Origin of the sequence: Paraburkholderia dipogonis, assembly GCF_046027395.1 — a bacterium.
Lineage (GTDB): Bacteria > Pseudomonadota > Gammaproteobacteria > Burkholderiales > Burkholderiaceae > Paraburkholderia > Paraburkholderia dipogonis_A.
In genome coordinates this window covers 166,356-181,585 of record NZ_JAQQEG010000012.1, presented here as the reverse complement: position 1 = coordinate 181,585, position 15,230 = coordinate 166,356, and the positions used below count along the sequence as shown (strand labels likewise).

The 15,230-nt window shown below is 60.2% G+C and carries 11 protein-coding genes; 4 read left to right on the top strand and 7 right to left on the bottom strand.

Annotated elements, in window-relative coordinates; all coding sequences use genetic code 11:
- Positions 1-9: 9 nt before the first annotated feature.
- Positions 10-1,431, bottom strand: coding sequence for a spinster family MFS transporter (locus tag PQR32_RS14585; protein ID WP_408227675.1), 1,422 nt, complete (start codon positions 1,429-1,431; stop codon positions 10-12).
- Between the two features lie 437 nt (positions 1,432-1,868).
- Here PQR32_RS14585 and PQR32_RS14580 point away from each other — a divergent pair, with 437 nt between their 5' ends.
- A complete protein-coding gene (locus PQR32_RS14580; protein WP_408227672.1) occupies positions 1,869-2,963 on the top strand; it encodes a porin in 1,095 nt (364 codons plus the stop codon).
- A gap of 40 nt (positions 2,964-3,003) precedes the next feature.
- On the opposite strand, the gene PQR32_RS14575 is transcribed toward PQR32_RS14580, so the two are convergent.
- Both PQR32_RS14575 and PQR32_RS14570 read right to left on the bottom strand, forming a co-directional pair.
- Positions 3,004-4,056, bottom strand: a complete 1,053-nt coding sequence (locus PQR32_RS14575) for a LysR family transcriptional regulator (protein ID WP_408227669.1) — start codon at positions 4,054-4,056, stop codon at positions 3,004-3,006.
- A gap of 9 nt (positions 4,057-4,065) precedes the next feature.
- Complete coding sequence (locus tag PQR32_RS14570; RefSeq protein ID WP_408227666.1) at positions 4,066-5,049, bottom strand: AraC family transcriptional regulator; 984 nt, start codon at positions 5,047-5,049, stop codon at positions 4,066-4,068.
- Between the two features lie 210 nt (positions 5,050-5,259).
- Between PQR32_RS14570 and PQR32_RS14565 the strand changes: the two genes are divergently transcribed.
- Together PQR32_RS14565 and PQR32_RS14560 are read left to right on the top strand one after the other, a co-directional pair.
- Positions 5,260-6,366, top strand: coding sequence for an NAD/NADP-dependent octopine/nopaline dehydrogenase family protein (locus PQR32_RS14565; protein WP_408227663.1), 1,107 nt, complete (start codon positions 5,260-5,262; stop codon positions 6,364-6,366).
- Positions 6,363-7,364 carry a 3-hydroxybutyryl-CoA dehydrogenase gene (locus tag PQR32_RS14560; RefSeq protein ID WP_408227660.1) on the top strand — a complete coding sequence of 334 codons (1,002 nt, stop codon included), beginning with the start codon at positions 6,363-6,365 and terminating at the stop codon, positions 7,362-7,364. Before PQR32_RS14565 ends, PQR32_RS14560 begins: the two co-directional genes overlap by 4 nt.
- A 28-nt stretch (positions 7,365-7,392) precedes the next feature.
- Here the strand turns inward: PQR32_RS14560 and PQR32_RS14555 are convergent, their stop codons facing one another.
- The 4 genes from PQR32_RS14555 to PQR32_RS14540 form a co-directional block, all read right to left on the bottom strand.
- Positions 7,393-8,370 carry a LysR family transcriptional regulator gene (locus PQR32_RS14555; protein WP_408227657.1) on the bottom strand — a complete coding sequence of 326 codons (978 nt, stop codon included), beginning with the start codon at positions 8,368-8,370 and terminating at the stop codon, positions 7,393-7,395.
- Positions 8,371-8,428: 58 nt separating this feature from the next.
- On the bottom strand, positions 8,429-9,859 hold the full coding sequence (locus tag PQR32_RS14550; RefSeq protein ID WP_408227767.1) for a M20 family metallopeptidase: 1,431 nt from the start codon (positions 9,857-9,859) through the stop codon (positions 8,429-8,431).
- A 52-nt stretch (positions 9,860-9,911) separates the two neighbouring features.
- The gene (locus tag PQR32_RS14545) at positions 9,912-11,000 is read right to left on the bottom strand and encodes a porin (protein WP_408227654.1); all 1,089 of its coding nucleotides are present in this window, start codon (positions 10,998-11,000) and stop codon (positions 9,912-9,914) included.
- Between the two features lie 284 nt (positions 11,001-11,284).
- The gene (locus PQR32_RS14540; protein ID WP_408227651.1) at positions 11,285-12,589 is read right to left on the bottom strand and encodes an MFS transporter; all 1,305 of its coding nucleotides are present in this window, start codon (positions 12,587-12,589) and stop codon (positions 11,285-11,287) included.
- Between the two features lie 1,137 nt (positions 12,590-13,726).
- On the opposite strand from PQR32_RS14540, the gene ald reads away from it, so the two are divergent.
- The gene (gene ald, locus PQR32_RS14535; RefSeq protein ID WP_408227648.1) at positions 13,727-14,845 is read left to right on the top strand and encodes an alanine dehydrogenase; all 1,119 of its coding nucleotides are present in this window, start codon (positions 13,727-13,729) and stop codon (positions 14,843-14,845) included.
- The last annotated feature ends 385 nt before the right edge of the window (positions 14,846-15,230 follow it).

Sequence of the window (15,230 nt, the reverse complement as noted above, 5' to 3'; positions counted from 1 at the left end):
CTCCGCCATTCATGCACGTCCGGTTTCCAGTTGTTCCGGCACGGTAGCCGCGACGGGAACCTGCGGTGCCTGCACGCTGGACATACTCTTGCGACCCTCCTCGCGGGCAAGACTCAGGCGATACTGCTTGCAGCCAAGCCACAGCAGTCCTGCAGCCAGCACCGTCGCAACACAGTTGACGATCGACATTGAATTGCCGACCGCCGTGGGAGAACCGAACACCTTGTCGGTCAGAAGCGCGACAAGAGTCGTACCGATACCCAGCGCGATCAGATTCGAGATCAACAGGAACACGGCAGAAATCTGGGCGCGCATCTGATTCGGCGCCAGGGTCTGCATGGCGGCCGTAGAAGTGGGCATTGGGAACGATGCGAAGAACATTGCAACCACGAGCAACGTGAGCGATAGGCCAACGGTGCCGACCTGCGTGAAAGCGACCGCCGGTACCAGAAGACCGGCCGCGCCAATGAAGCCCGCGAGCATGGGGCCGTCGGCGCGGCCTTTCTTCAGCAGCCAATCGTTGAGCCAGCCGCCGCAAAACACCCCGGCGGTATTCGCGACCAGAAGTATCGTGCCGAGCGTATAGCCCGCCTCGACCGGCGTGAGCCCGAAACGGCGAATATAGAACGCAGGCGTCCAGCTCATCAGACAGAAGAGCGTCATCGCGTAGAACGAAAAGCCCAGGTAATGGCAGAAGAACGTCTTGCCGTGCGAACCGATAAAGCGCAGCGAATCGGCCATCGACACGCGCTTTGCCTTGCCGGAGACGTCCTGCTCCAGTCCTTTGCGTTGCGGATCGCGCACGGTCAGGATGAATAGCAGTGCGACCAGGAAGCCCGGCAGGCCGACGATGAAGAACGTCAGTTGCCACGAGCGAACGTCGCCGACGAGCGGCAAAGAGAAAGTCGTCATCTGTTTGAGCAGTGCGATCACGTACCCGCCAATCAGGAACGCAATCCCGCCGCCGATGAACGAACCCAGCGAATAGACGCCCGCTGCGCGGCCAAGCTTGTCCTTCGGAAAGTAATCGCTCAACATCGAATAGGTGCCGGGTGAGAGTGCAGCCTCGCCCACTCCAACGCTCATCCGCGCAAAGAACATGTGAATGAAGCTCTGGCTAAGGCCGCATGCGGCGGTGGCGAAGCTCCACAGTGCGATGCCGGTCGCGATGATGCGTGGGCGAGCGAAGCGATCGGCGAGGTAGGCAAGGGGCATGCCCATCACAGCGTAAAACAGCGAAAACGCGAATCCGTGCAACAGGCTGAACTGTGTGTCGGTCAGATGCAGATCTTTCTTGATCGGCTCGATCATGAGTGCGAGGACCTGTCTGTCCACAAATGAAAACACATACGCAAGCATGCAGATCACGACCACGTACCACTCGTACGTGTAACTCTTGCCCGCAGGCTTGCTGCTCGTCGATGCGGCCATCTCGGTTCTCCGTTGGTCGATGTTCAGCGGCGCACGGCGGCGATGCTCGCGATATGCGCCGTCCGGCATTAGAAAAGTACGCCGTGCGGCGTGCCAGAAATGCAGCGTACGTAAACAAATTTCCGAAACATATGCGCAAATCCGGCGGCAACGTTGCTGCATACACCTGGTCAGCTAAAGATTTCCCCGGGGGCACAGGCATCGGAGGGGCGTCACATAAGGCGTGCCGAAGCGTCACGCAACGCGCGAATGCCGTCATGCGCACTGTCTATAAGTGTTATACCGACGCGTTGATCGACGTTGGATATTGATCTTCCTAGACTCGCTTCGTTTTCTGCTTCGTTCAGTGAAGCTCGCTAACGACGGGGAAAGCATGTGCCGTGTGGTTTTGCCGTGCACGGCTGAGGAAAGATCAATCTCTGGCGGGAACGACGAGAATGAACAACTGGAAGTGGTGCGCGTCGCTATTGAGCCTCGCAGTGGTGCCCGCGTTTGCACAGTCGAGCGTGACGTTATACGGACGCATCGATACGTCGATCGAATACACGAACTTCGGTCCCAACCATGTGGTGCGCATGGGTAGCGGCGACATTTTCGCGAGTCAGTGGGGATTGAAGGGAAGCGAAGATCTGGGTGGCGGATATCGCGCGATCTTCAAACTGGAAAACGGCTTCAACTCTTCCAATGGCGCGCTCGGTAACAACGGCGCACTGTTTGGAAGAGAGTCGTGGGTCGGGCTATCGGGACCGTTCGGCGCGTTCCAGGCCGGCGTGAATTACACGGTCCTGCATACCTCGTTCGTCACATACAGTCTGCCGGGAGATGGCGCGGGTCTGGCGTGGGGCAACGCGGCGAATAACTTCGTCGGGCCGGCGTTTTTGCGGGTCAACAACTCAGTGCGCTACACGTCGCCGCGAGTGGCTGGTGTGCTGCTGCGGGCCATCGTCGCACGCGGCGCTAACGGCGCCACGAACGTCCCGTCGACGCTTGGAGACACCTACGGTGCGTCGCTCAACTATCTCTCGGGCAGTCTCTCGGTCGATATCGACTATATGCAGCAAACATTCAGCCCGGCGAGTGCCGCCGCGCTGAATGCGACCAGTCCGACGGCGGCGGGCAACTACGCACTCGGCGCGATTTCATACGATTTTGGTTTCGTCAAACCGGCGTTCATCTTCATGCGTCATCGCGGCGGCCCGGACGTGACCGCTGGTGTGAACGCGGCAGCGTCGAATCCACACAGCGATCTGTTCGAACTGAACGCAACGGTGCCAGTGGGAAGTGCGCTGGTTCTGTTGAGTTATGGCCACTACCGCAAGGTTGCGGACAGCGAAGGCAATGCCGACTCGTTCGGCGTGCGCTACGACTATCCGTTGTCGAAGCGCACCGTCTTGTACACGGGCGCGGCGATGATCCGCAACGGCGCACACGCCTCCTTCACGGTCAATGGCGCGGCCGGCGGCGGCGTGGCGGTGGCGAAGCCGGGCGCTACCGCGAGTTCCGTGGTCGCGGGCATCATGACCGCTTTCTAGGCGACGCACGGCCTGTGGTTCGGGCTGTCGTCGGCTTGCATCACGCATCGTGAGCGCGGTCAGGATGAAGATCGAGTGGCTCTGCGAGCCAGCTTTCGAAGGGTTCGCGCGCGCCGATGCGGAACAGTTCCATCAGCAATCCGCGCAGCCAGCGATGTCCGGGATCGGCATCGAATCGCCGATGCCAATAGGCATTCACGGGCCAGGTATCTGCGTCGTCGATCTCGAAGGCGGCGAAGTCGCCGAGTGTCAGAAAAGCGCGCGCCACGGTGCGTGGCAGGATCAACGCATAGTCGCACCGGCTCAGGATGGCTGGCACCACCATGAAGTTGGGCACGGCTATCCGCACGCGGGAGGTCAGACTATGCCGTCGAAGCAGTTCGCCCGCTTGCGGATGCGAAGTAACCGCGATGAAATGCAGCCCGGCGGGGACGGGCTTGCTGCCCAGCGTGAATTCCGCTTCCAGTTCGAACAGTTGCACAGCGCGCCGCGCCATCAGAAGCACATAGCGCTCCTGAAGCAGTTCGCTGCGGTGAAAGTGGCTCGACGCATGGGGGAAATGCCCGAGCGCGAAGTCGATTCGGCCTGATTCGAGTTCGACGTTGAACTGGCTGTCGTCTACATGATGTGTTTCGATAACCACGCCGGGCGCACGTGTGTCGAGTTCGCGCATGAGGGTGGGCAGAAACGCGCTTTCCGCAAAGTCGCTCATATGCAGGCGGAACACCCGGCGCGACGTTGCGGGGCTGAACTGCGCGCCTTCGTCGAGCGCTTCCTGTAGCAGGCTCAGGACACGGTCGATTGATCCCGCGAGTCTTTCCGCACGTGGCGTCGCCTCGACGCCACGTGCGGTGCGCACGAACAGCGCATCATGAAAGACCAGGCGCAGCCGGCTCAAGGCGTGGCTCACCGACGGCTGCGTCATGCCAAGACGGAGCGCGGCGCGGCCGACATTTTTCTCCACATGCACGGCATGAAACGCCTTTAGCAGATTCAGATCGAGATCCTGGACGCGCGGCGCGCCATCAGCGCGAGAAACGGGCAGAATGTCATGCGTAGGCTCGTGAGCCGAGGCGGTCGTGTCGGTGTGCATGGCGCCGTCTCAGTGGCGCGCGCAACGCTTGCCGGTCGCCGACGGCAGGCAGCCGAAGCGCCGCGCATAGGCTTTCGCAAAATGGCCAAAACTTTGTATGCCATGCGCGATCAGGATGTCGGTGACCGAACGTTCGGGATCCGCCTGCAGCGCACGATGCACTGCTTCAAGGCGCCGCTCGCGGATATAACCGCCGGGCGACGTGTCGAGAAACCGTGCGAAGCCATTTTGCAGCGTGCGCGTTGACACGCCGGCTGCGCGGGCGAGATCGTCAATGCGCAGGGCTTCGTCCAGGTGGGCGTCGATATAGTCACGGGCTCGGCGCACGTGACCCGGAAGCGGGGAAGACGAGGCTCTCGCCAGCAGGACACTGTGGGAATGCGGCAGTTGACTCAGCAGCACTGTCATAAGCCATTGTGTGAGGTCAGGGCCAAAAATACTTTGCTGCGATGGTTCATCGAACTGGTCGCACAGATTGCAAAGGTAGCGCAACGTCGAAAGAAAGATTGTTGTGCCGGTGTGTGTGCTACCGACAGAAATGTCAAACACCAAGGGTTGCCGGACGCTGTCGTTCAGCATGTCGGCAAGCTTCACTTCGAGCGCGGCGCGATCGACGCGCAGTAGCAGGTTGCGGCACTCGCGATCGGTATCGATGCGGCTTATACGGGCGGGCGATGATACGCTCAGGCTGCCCGCACGCAGCGAAACCCGTTCGCTCCCGGATTCCAGTGCGCACCGACCGGAGAGCGTGGTGCGAAACAGATAGTGATCGTTGAGATCGCCGGCGTCGATGTGCGTTTCGCGGCCATAGTGAAGTTCGAGAAGCGATGCCTTGTGCAGCGCGATGCCATACAGCTCGGCGTTCAACGGTTCTCGACCCGTTACTTCCATCCGATGCGGCGCGAGCGCGAGCGACACTTCTCGTTCGATCTCCTCGCGGGCATGCGATGCGAGAAGACGGTTACGGTATTTGCGGGAAATCGCAATATCCATTCACGGACCTCAAAGCACAAAACAGGTGACATCCGCATCATGCGACAGCCAAATTGACCGTGCAAGACGGATCGACCCGTATGCCGCAATGGAAGGCATAAATGTTCACGCGTCGCATAGTTGCCGAATTTGAATGCGGATTGCGCGCCATGAAGCGCTTTCACCGCGTCGGCCGCGTAGCCTGAGAGGCATCCAATCAGGAGAACTGCGATGAATGTGAGCGTATTGGGCGGCGGCCACGGTTGCTATGCGGCGGTAGTCGACATTCTGGAAAAAGGTCATCGAGTGACGTGGTGGCGCCGCGATACGAAGGTCTCGGCGCAACTGCGCGAAGCCGGCTCGTTGAAAGTGAAGGATTTCCGCGGCGAGCGACGAGTGCCCTTGGGAGACGCAGCGGGCGCGGTGCGGATAGTCGACGAACTCGCGGACGCTGTAACGGGTGCGCGGCTTCTGGTGATTCCATTGCCTTCGACCACGCATACTGCGCTGGCGACGCAACTCGCGCCGCTTCTTCGCGATGACCAGGTTGTGTTTTTGCCGCCCGGAACATTTGGCAGCTATGTATTCGCCAAGGCTATGCATGATGTGGGCAACACGCACCGCGTCGCATTTGCCGAAACCGGTACGTTGCCGTATCTGGCGCGTAAGCACGGTGACGACAACGTCGTGGTGAGCGCGTATGCGACCCGCTTGCCAACGGGCGTTTTTCCCGCGCAACACGCGTCGTGGGCATTTGGCATTCTGAAGGAAGGCTATCCGTCGGTCGAGCCGATCGAAGATGCGCTGAGCGGCGCTTTGATGAATGCGGGGCCGGTCATCCATCCGCCGTTGATCATCATGAACGCGGGGCCGCTCGAGCATTTCGACGCATGGGATATCCACAATGAAGGCACCCAGCCGTCCGTGCGCAGGGTGACGGGCGCGCTCGACGCCGAGCGCATTGCGATTCGCGAAGGACTTGGCTACGGCGCTCCGCATTTCCCGCTCGCGGACCATTACGCCAGCGACGGCGACGAATGGATGTATGGGCGAGGCGCGCACGGCAAGCTGACGGATAGCGGCGACTGGCGCGAGGACATCGACCTGAAGACGCATCGTTACATGCTGGAGGACACACGCCTCGGCTTGTCGTTTCTGGTTTCGGCGGGCCGATGGGCCGGTGTCCGCACGCCGATTGCCGAAGGGCTGCTGAGCGTTGCAAGCGCGGTGTCCGAGCGCGATCTGTATCGCGAAGGGCGAACGCTCGAGCAACTGGGTCTCGCATCTCTTTCTCGCGACGCGATGACGGCGTTGCTTCAGCGGGGCTTTGACCAATGAGCACGACCACGGCGATTGAGCGGATCCATATCCTTGGCGCGGGCCGCATGGGTCAGGGCATCGCACTTGCCTTCGCGTACGCGGGCCTGAGCGTCACGATGATCGACTTCAAGGAGCGCGACGCGCAGGCTCGCGTCGAGTTCGAGAAGACCGCACGCAACGAAATATTGCGGCAACTGGAGTCACTGGTCGCATTCGGGCGGATCACGGAAACTCAGGCAGCCGAGGCGATCGAGCGCGTCCTGATTGTGGATCGCGCTCAGGCACGGTCGAATCTGGCGGCAGCGCAGGTCGTTTTTGAGGCCGTGCCCGAGGTGATGGCGGCGAAAGAAGCGGCGTTTGCGTGGCTCTGCGAGCATGTGAGCGCGCAGGCGCTGATTGCGTCGACCACGTCGACGTTCCTCGTCACGGAGTTACAGCAATTCGTCCCGCACCCGCAACGGCTGCTCAACGCGCACTGGCTGAATCCTGCGCATCTTATGCCGCTCGTCGAGGTGAGCCGCAGTGACGTGACAGCTGAGACGGTCGTGCAAAGCATTGTGCAGTTGTTGCGCCGGATCGGTAAGGTACCCGTAGTGTGCGCACCGTCGGCGGGCTACATCGTGCCGCGGATTCAGGCGCTCGCGATGAACGAGGCAGCCCGGATGGTCGAGGAGGGTGTCGCCAGTGCGGAAGATATCGACATTGCGATTCGTACCGGCTTCGGACTGCGTTTCTCCGTGCTCGGATTGCTCGAATTCATCGACTGGGGCGGATGCGACATCCTGTACTACGCGTCGCACTATCTCGCGAACCAGATCGATCCGCGATTTTTGCCGGCGCGGATCGTCAGCGACAACATGCGCGAAGGCCGTGATGGGTTGCGCGATGCGCGTGGCTTCTATGACTATACGCACGTCGATGTACCGGCTTATTTGCATAAGCGGGCTGGCGAGTTCGGGTGTCTGTTAGACAGTTCGGGGCTGTTTCCACCGTTCAACGCCGCGTTGAAAGATTGAACACGGACTGCGTGGGTTCTCCATTGCACTAGCGAGCGCCGGCACGGGTTTCGCTATAGCGCATACCAGCAGGCAAGCGGCTCTCGTCGTCCCGGTCGAGCTTTGCGCGTAAACGGCGGATGAGATCCTGCGCGGTCGCGGTAAGCAGTTCCTCGCTGGAATAGGCGAGGAACATGCCAATTTTCGGCATGGGCTCAGTAATGCTCAGCAATTTGAGCAGACCGTCGTCCACTCGCTGCGATAACAGCGGCATTGCGAGAGAAGTCCAAACCGCGACAGCCTCCATCTGCATCGAGAGATCGAGATAAAGGTTCATTGCGGAACATCGCGTCGTACGCTCCGGCTGCGACAATCCGTGTTCACCGAACAGCGTCGCGACAAAGCTCGACTCGTCGCTTGGAGAATCCAGCAAAAGCCACGGCAACGCATGAATCTGCTCGACCGATAGCGTCTCGCTGCCTTTATACGACGCCGGAATCGTAAGCTGTATATCAAGCTCGTAGAGCCGCGTCCATTCGAACATTGCGTTTTTCGGTTCGCCGTACTGCGTAAAGATCGCAACATCGACCGTACCGCTTCGCAACCCGTCCGCGATATTCTCGCCGCGCCATTCGATCACCTCCAGCTTGACGCCCGGGCGCGCAACCGTCATTTCGACGAGCGAATCGGCGAGCGCGCGCGTGGACGCAGGCGGGGTGACGGCGAGTGTCAGTCGCCCGCCGAGTTCTCCACGCGCCGTCTGCGCATCTTCCACGATGCGCCCGACTTCCCGCTGCACGACGAGAGCGCGTTTCAAAACCTGGTGAGCGAATGGCGTTAATGTGGCGCCATTCGCCGATCGAGTCAGCAACTGCATGCCCAGTTCGACCTCCAACTCCCTGATCGAGCGGCTGATAGCGGGCTGCGTGAGGAAGAGACGGCGCGCTGCCTCATGGAGACTCCCGGCCTCAGCGACCGCGCGCAGCGCATCGAGTTGTCTCAGCTTCACAGCATCCCCTGACTTCATCTTCCAGATGATCCATGATAGCGGGACAAAATTGCGCGCGGGCACGCCAGTGCAACAGTTAGCCCACGGTCTTCGGCAGCGGCGGCTGCACGTCCTCCGGAATCGGGCACACATAGGGCTCTACGGCCAGGCGCTCGGCCAGTTCCGTGCGTGCTGCCGCGAGCAGGAGCGGATTCGTGTACAGCTCGAGCGCCGTGGCAGCCATCGTCTTCGCCGCGAGCACCATGCCTTTGTGCGCGATCGCGCTCTTGCCCTGCGAAACCCACTGCCACGAATGCGGTGACGTGCCAAAAGCGAAGCATGCGGTCATGCATTGCACGGTCGGCGTGACCCAACTGACGTCGCCGACGTCGGTCGAGCCGTGCATCTTCGACGGACGGTCGTTGTGTAGCGCGTCGACGCCGTCGAACAGCGCTTTCGGCTGACGCCATGCGGCTTGCAGCATACGGCCCGCCATCTCGATCTCTTCCGGGCGCGTCGTGCGATGCATCGACTCCGCGAACTGCAACTCGTCGCTGTCATAGTCCGGCGCACCGAATTGCTTCAGCTTTGCCTGCATCAGTTCATTCAGCGTGGTATTGCGCAGCAGGTTCGAGCAAGCCGAATGCACCTCGATCTCCAGTTCGCAGTCGGTCATCAGAGCGGCACCGCGCGCGATATTGCAGATTCGCTCATAGAGTTCATGAGCGTCGCGATTGCGCGGGGCGCGGATCATGTACAGCGCCGCCGCGTTGGGCTGCACGACGTTGGGCGCTACGCCGCCCGAGTCGGTGATTGCGTAGTGCACGCGTGCGTCCGGGATCATGTGCTCACGCAGGAAGTTCGTGCCAATGTTCATCAGTTCGAGCGCATCGAGCGCGCTGCGACCGAGGTGCGGCGACGCGCCTGCGTGTGCGGCGATACCCCTAAAACGGAAATACGCCTGTTTGACGGCGAGGCTTTCCATGTTCATGATCGTGTTCGCCACGCCGGGGTGCCAGGTAATCGCGGCGGAGACATCATCGAATAGACCCGCGCGCGTCATGTAGGTCTTGCCCCAGCCGCCTTCTTCAGCCGGACAGCCGTAAAAACGCACCGTTCCTTCGATGCCATTACGCTCGAGCGCGTTCTTGATCGCGACGGCTGCCAGATGTGCGCTCGTGCCAAGCAAATGGTGTCCGCAACCGTGTCCGTTGCCGCTATCGATCTCGCTTGACGGGCAGGATCTAAGTGCAAGGCTTTCCTGGCTGAGTCCGGACAGCGCATCGAACTCGCCAAGGATCCCGATCACTGGACCGCCCGAACCGGCTTCCGCGACGAACGCCGTCGGAATCCCGGCAACGCCCTCGCGCACGGTAAAGCCCGCCGATTTGAGAAACGCAATATGCGCGGCGGCGGATTTCTGCTCGGCATAGCCCAATTCCGCGTATTGCCAGATCTCGTCCGACAACTGGATGTACTTGCCCTTGCTGCTTTCGATGAAGTCTTGAACCAGTTCGATTGACACGATTTATCCTCGGTAGGAGTGACGAAAATGGATGCGCCAGCAGGCGGCGCATCAATCAGAATTGATGGTTGATACCCAGCGTGACGCTCGACACCGTGCGTCCGGGCGCAGGTGCCGGCGATCCGCTGTCGTAGTTGTATGTGACGCTGGAATCCGGGCCATTTCGCATGACGCCGACACGGCCATACACAGATGTTCTCTTTGACAGAAAGTGGTCGATCCCGATGGTCGAGCCGTATGCGTAGTCCTGCGATTTCGTCGTATCGCGATACGCAGCCGAGGCACGCAGTAAATTGACGCCCCACCATTTTTGCAAGCCAAGCAGATACAGGTTTGCAATGGCACTGTCCGCTGTCTGCGGAACGTACCGAATGTAGGCCGCCTGCACGAGGACCGGACCAAGGTCATACATCAGGGAGGCCAGATAGGTGTCGGTGCGCTTTGTCGGCGCGATTTTGGTGTCGCCGACACAACTGCCCGCCATCGACGGGTCGCACCAGCTCTGCCCGAAAGCGATCGACAACACCGCCCGTTTGTCGATGTAAGAAATCATCGCCGAGCGCTGGTGCACAGCTGGACCTACGGATTGATCGCCTTTGAGCGAATAGCTCAGGTCAAAGCCGAATGGCCCGAACCGTGGGGAGATATAGCGCAGCGTGTCGGGCAGGCGTCCCAGTGCGTCGCCATTCGTACCGAGCCCCAGATCCGAGGTGCCGAGAAAGTACGTATAGACCGACTCGTGCGCGACGGCAAGAAACGGATCCGCGCCGAGTGCCGCTGCGCCGGCCGACGTATATTGGCGGCCCATTGTCAGTTGCCCGTAGATCGGATTCTGCATGCCGACATAGGATGCGCGATTGAAGAGCGACGTCGTGTCCTGAACAGCACCGGTATTGCCCATGAAGCCGTTTTCCAGGCGGAAGAACACGGTCCATTGATTACCCAGGTACTCCTGGCCGTAGAAGCCGAACTTCGACGTGAGTGCGCCGCCCGATTGAACTCGCTCGATACTGTATGGGCCGGCCTTCGTGTAATTGATGCCCATGTCCAGCGTGCCGTAGAGTGTGACAAAGCTACGTTGTGAGGCCACCCCCAGCGTCTGCGGCCCCAGGCCGGCTCCCCAGTACCGGAAGATCGACTGCATTTGCGTGCCGGTTGCATATGCGCTGGCCGCCGCGTCGGGCGGTGCGCCTGGCGACACTTCGGCGGAAGCCCCGGTGCATGCCAAGGTGCCAAGCGCAGCGAGCAGCGCACCCAGTGTCCTTTTCATTGCAAATCTCCACTTGCGTGTTTTGATAATTGCGACGGTTCGCGGGACGAGCGGTCCCCTCGCGTCTCATTCGAACGCGAAAATCGATTCACTCAGAGTGACGAATATCAGCTTGAGGGGGGACGCCTGGCCACCGCGAGAAGCGACTGTGACGTTCGTTATGAGGTGCGCTTGCGCGGTTCAGGCAGGCTGGCCATCGCACACACCGTCACGATTCCGCAGACGATCATGTACATCGCGAGCGACATGGGATTGCCTGTTTTCGCCAGGAGCCAGGTTACGATGAACTGCGCTGATCCGCCAAAGAGCGCAACACCTATGCTGTAGATGACAGACAGTCCACTCGCCCGCACGCTGGCCGGGAACATCTCCATCAACAACAGCAGCATGGGTGCGCTGCCAAAGCTGCTTGACGCAGTGACAATGGCGGTCATGACAAGAGCCAGCGGTACGCTGGGATGCACATTCATGGCCCAGAAAGCGGGGTAGATGAGCAGCGTCGTCAGGATGACGGACGCGAGTGCAATGGGCTTGCGCGATTCAGTCCGATCGGCGATCAAGCCGGACAAGAGGCACATGACTGTCATGGTCGCGCCCGACACGCAGCCCGCCATCAACGACAGCGAGTTAGGAAGGTGCAGCACACGTACGAGATAGGTCGGCATGAAGAACACGACCAGGTACATGCCGACCGTTCCCGCGACGATAGACAGCACGCCGCGCACGATCTTGCTGCCATGTTGCGTAAACAACGTCGCGAGCGGATTAGCCTCCGTCGCATTGCTATCGAGCGTCTCTGCGAGGTGAGCGCGGATGTAAAGACCTACCGGTGCAATCAGCAGCCCAAGCAGGAATGGCATGCGCCAGCCCCAGGACTCGAGTGCGGTTTGCGACAGGCTCGCGTAGAGCACGGCGCCGCTCAGCGCGCCTAGCATGGCAGCACATCCCTGGCTCGCACCCTGCCATCCGATCCGGAAGCCACGGCTGCCGAAACTGCCAGACTCCATCAGCATTGCGGTCGATGCGCCGATTTCTCCACCGAGGGAAAAACCCTGCAACATGCGGCCGAATACGATGACGAGTGTGCCGAAGGTCCCGGCCGTCGCGTAGGTCGGCGCGAAGGCAATGCACAGTGTGCCTCCGACCATGAGCGCGATCGTCAGCGTCATCGCCGCCTTGCGGCCGCGCCGGTCGGCAAAGCTGCCGATTACCAGCGCGCCGAGTGGCCGCATCACAAAGCCAATACCGAATGTCCCGACAGCAAGCAGCAGTGAACCGTATGCGCTATCAACAGGAAAAAACAGCTTGCCGATCAGCATGGCGAAGAAGCTGTAGACGGTGAAGTCGTACATTTCAAGTGCGTTGCCGATCGAACAGGCCGCGATCGTGCGTACGTGATGGCTCGACTGAACAGGACGAACGGAACCGGGTGTTGCGGTGGTTTGCAGGGTGACGTTGCTCATCGAATTTCCGAAGGGACGACGGTTTGATGGCAAGCACACGGGGGTCCGCGGAAAGCGCGGAAACCGGCATCGGCTTGAGGTGAAGCCAGTATTTCCGCGACAAAAAGCTACGGCTATTCACATTTTTTTGGGCCGATAAGTTTTTGTTTCTACTCTTGTTCGGCATTCACCCCCCAGCGGTTTGATTCTTTTATTCGCGCTAATGACGGCTCATGCCGCCGGTCTGCATTGCTTTCGCGCGGCCGCTAGCCAGGCAGGATCGCGACTAACGGAACGGGCAAATTTGAGGTCCAGGCATTCGCACGCAACGCCGCATCGTGCTCACGGAAGGGGATGAAGTTCGGAAAATGGGAAGGGGACTTTATGCAGATCAGGGAGAACGAGCAAGTTGTTGGGTTTTGGTTAATCTGAAATAACTAAAGTCGGCGAATGTCAGGTCCCGGTGTCATTCAGCGTGTAGTTTCCACACCGAGTGGACCATCGAGTTTCCACATAGTTGTCTTTTAGCGCTGCGACAATTTTTGGCAGTAGCTAGTGTCAATAGCCGTCCGACGATTCTTTTGCCGTGAACTCCAGTCCTGTCGACTAAACCTGGTCGTTGTTGGCAGCCAAGAACTCGATCGCCTTCGTCCATGCCCGGATGAGCTGTTGAGCCAGGGTCGAGAATGTTTGAGGCCTGATACAGGCAAACCTGCTGAATACATGTCGAAAGGAGACATGGGAGACAGGAGTAAATATAAACCCTTAGGCCTGCGATGTAAGGTGATGGACACACATCACCTAATTCAGGTGTTTCAACCAAAATTCACCACAATTACATTAACAACTTCTACCGCACCGCCGATAGTATTGTGGAAATCACTACTCGTAGCCGGATACAGCACCTACGTCACGCTCGATTTCCGCATGCATTCCGTTCCGATGCTACCCGTCACAACCTGCTACTGGCTAAACGCCCGGCGATGGCGTCGCCAATAGGTGAAATCGGGTAGATCGTGGCAATCGTTTCCTGCGGTCCTGCCGCCTGCGTGCGTTAGCGTCGTCGACGCCTGCCTCGCCAATGCTCTCCGGTCGTGCTGGACGTCTGAGGAATCAGATCATTTCGCGGCAGACTGGCAGGTCCATACAGGAGGCAATATGCACGTAGGCGTTCCGAAGGAGATCAAGAACCACGAGTATCGTGTCGGTCTCACCCCGTCTTCCGTGCGCGAGATCGTCGCGCATGGACACAGCGTGGACGTCGAGACAGGCGCTGGCGCAGGCATCGGCGCAACGGACGACGCGTACCGGGCCGCGGGCGCGCAGGTTGCGCCCAGCGCAGAAGCGGTGTTTGCCGCTGCCGACATGATCGTCAAGGTGAAAGAGCCCCAGGCGCCCGAGCGTGCGATGCTGCGCCGAGGACAGATTCTTTTCACCTATTTGCACCTCGCGCCGGACCCCGAGCAGTGCGCCGATCTCGTCGGAAGCAACGCGGTCTGCATCGCCTATGAGACCGTCACGCAACGCGGCGGCGGACTGCCTCTGCTCGCGCCCATGTCCGAGGTTGCGGGCCGCATGTCGATTCAGGCGGGCGCGTTCAGCCTGGAACGCGCGCACGGTGGCAAGGGCATCCTGCTTGGCGGCGTGGCGGGCGTGCCCTCTGCGAAGATTGTGATCCTCGGCGCCGGCGTGGTCGGCACCAATGCCGCGCAGATGGCTGTCGGCACGGGTGCGCAGGTCGTCGTAATCGACCGCAATGTCGATGCGCTGCGACGCATGGACCGGCTGCTGGGCGCACGCGTGATCACCGTGTATTCGAATCAGGACAACATCGAACGACACGTGCTCGATGCCGACCTCGTGATCGGCGGCGTGCTCGTGCCCGGCGCCGCTGCGCCCAAACTCGTCACGCGCAAGATGGTTGATGCGATGAGCCCCGGCTCCGTCATCGTCGATGTCGCGATCGACCAGGGAGGATGCTGCGAAACCGCGAGACCTACGACTCACGCGGACCCCACGTACAAAGTTGGCGAAGTCGTACACTACTGCGTCGCAAACATGCCTGGCGGCGTGCCGCGCACATCCACTTATGCGTTGAATAACGCGACGCTTCCCTTTGTCCTGACAATCGCCGACCAGGGCTGGCGCAAGGCCCTTACCGATGACGAACATCTGCGTCGTGGCCTGAATGTCGCGTTCGGCAAGGTCACCTGTCCCGAGGTCGCTGAAGCACTGGGCTACCCCTGCGAGGATGCAGGTGCCACCGCCGCTGAATAGCAAAAACATCGTGACGAGGCGCGGGCGGCTTATCCGGTCGCGCTCTCGAGCCAACATGGTGGCGAGATTCGCCCCCTATCAGACTTGGTCAAGTTCCCACTGCGAACATCTGTATTCCACCAAATTCTGTTTTGCTGAACTGTATTTGGCTGATCGTCGACTATCCGCAACCCGCAGCGGCCGTTCAGGCTGTTTCGGCCTGAACGGCCGGAGTGCTCGACGCCTGCGGAGGAATAAGGGTGACGTCCAATGATTCAAGAGGTCCGAATCCGTTCGTAAAACAGGCGTGTACGGTCGGTCTCTGCATCGGTGATGTAGTCGGCGGCGCTTTGCTCGCTTCGGTCATTGCTGGTTTGTCTCCAACGGCTAAGCGCAGGGATCGACA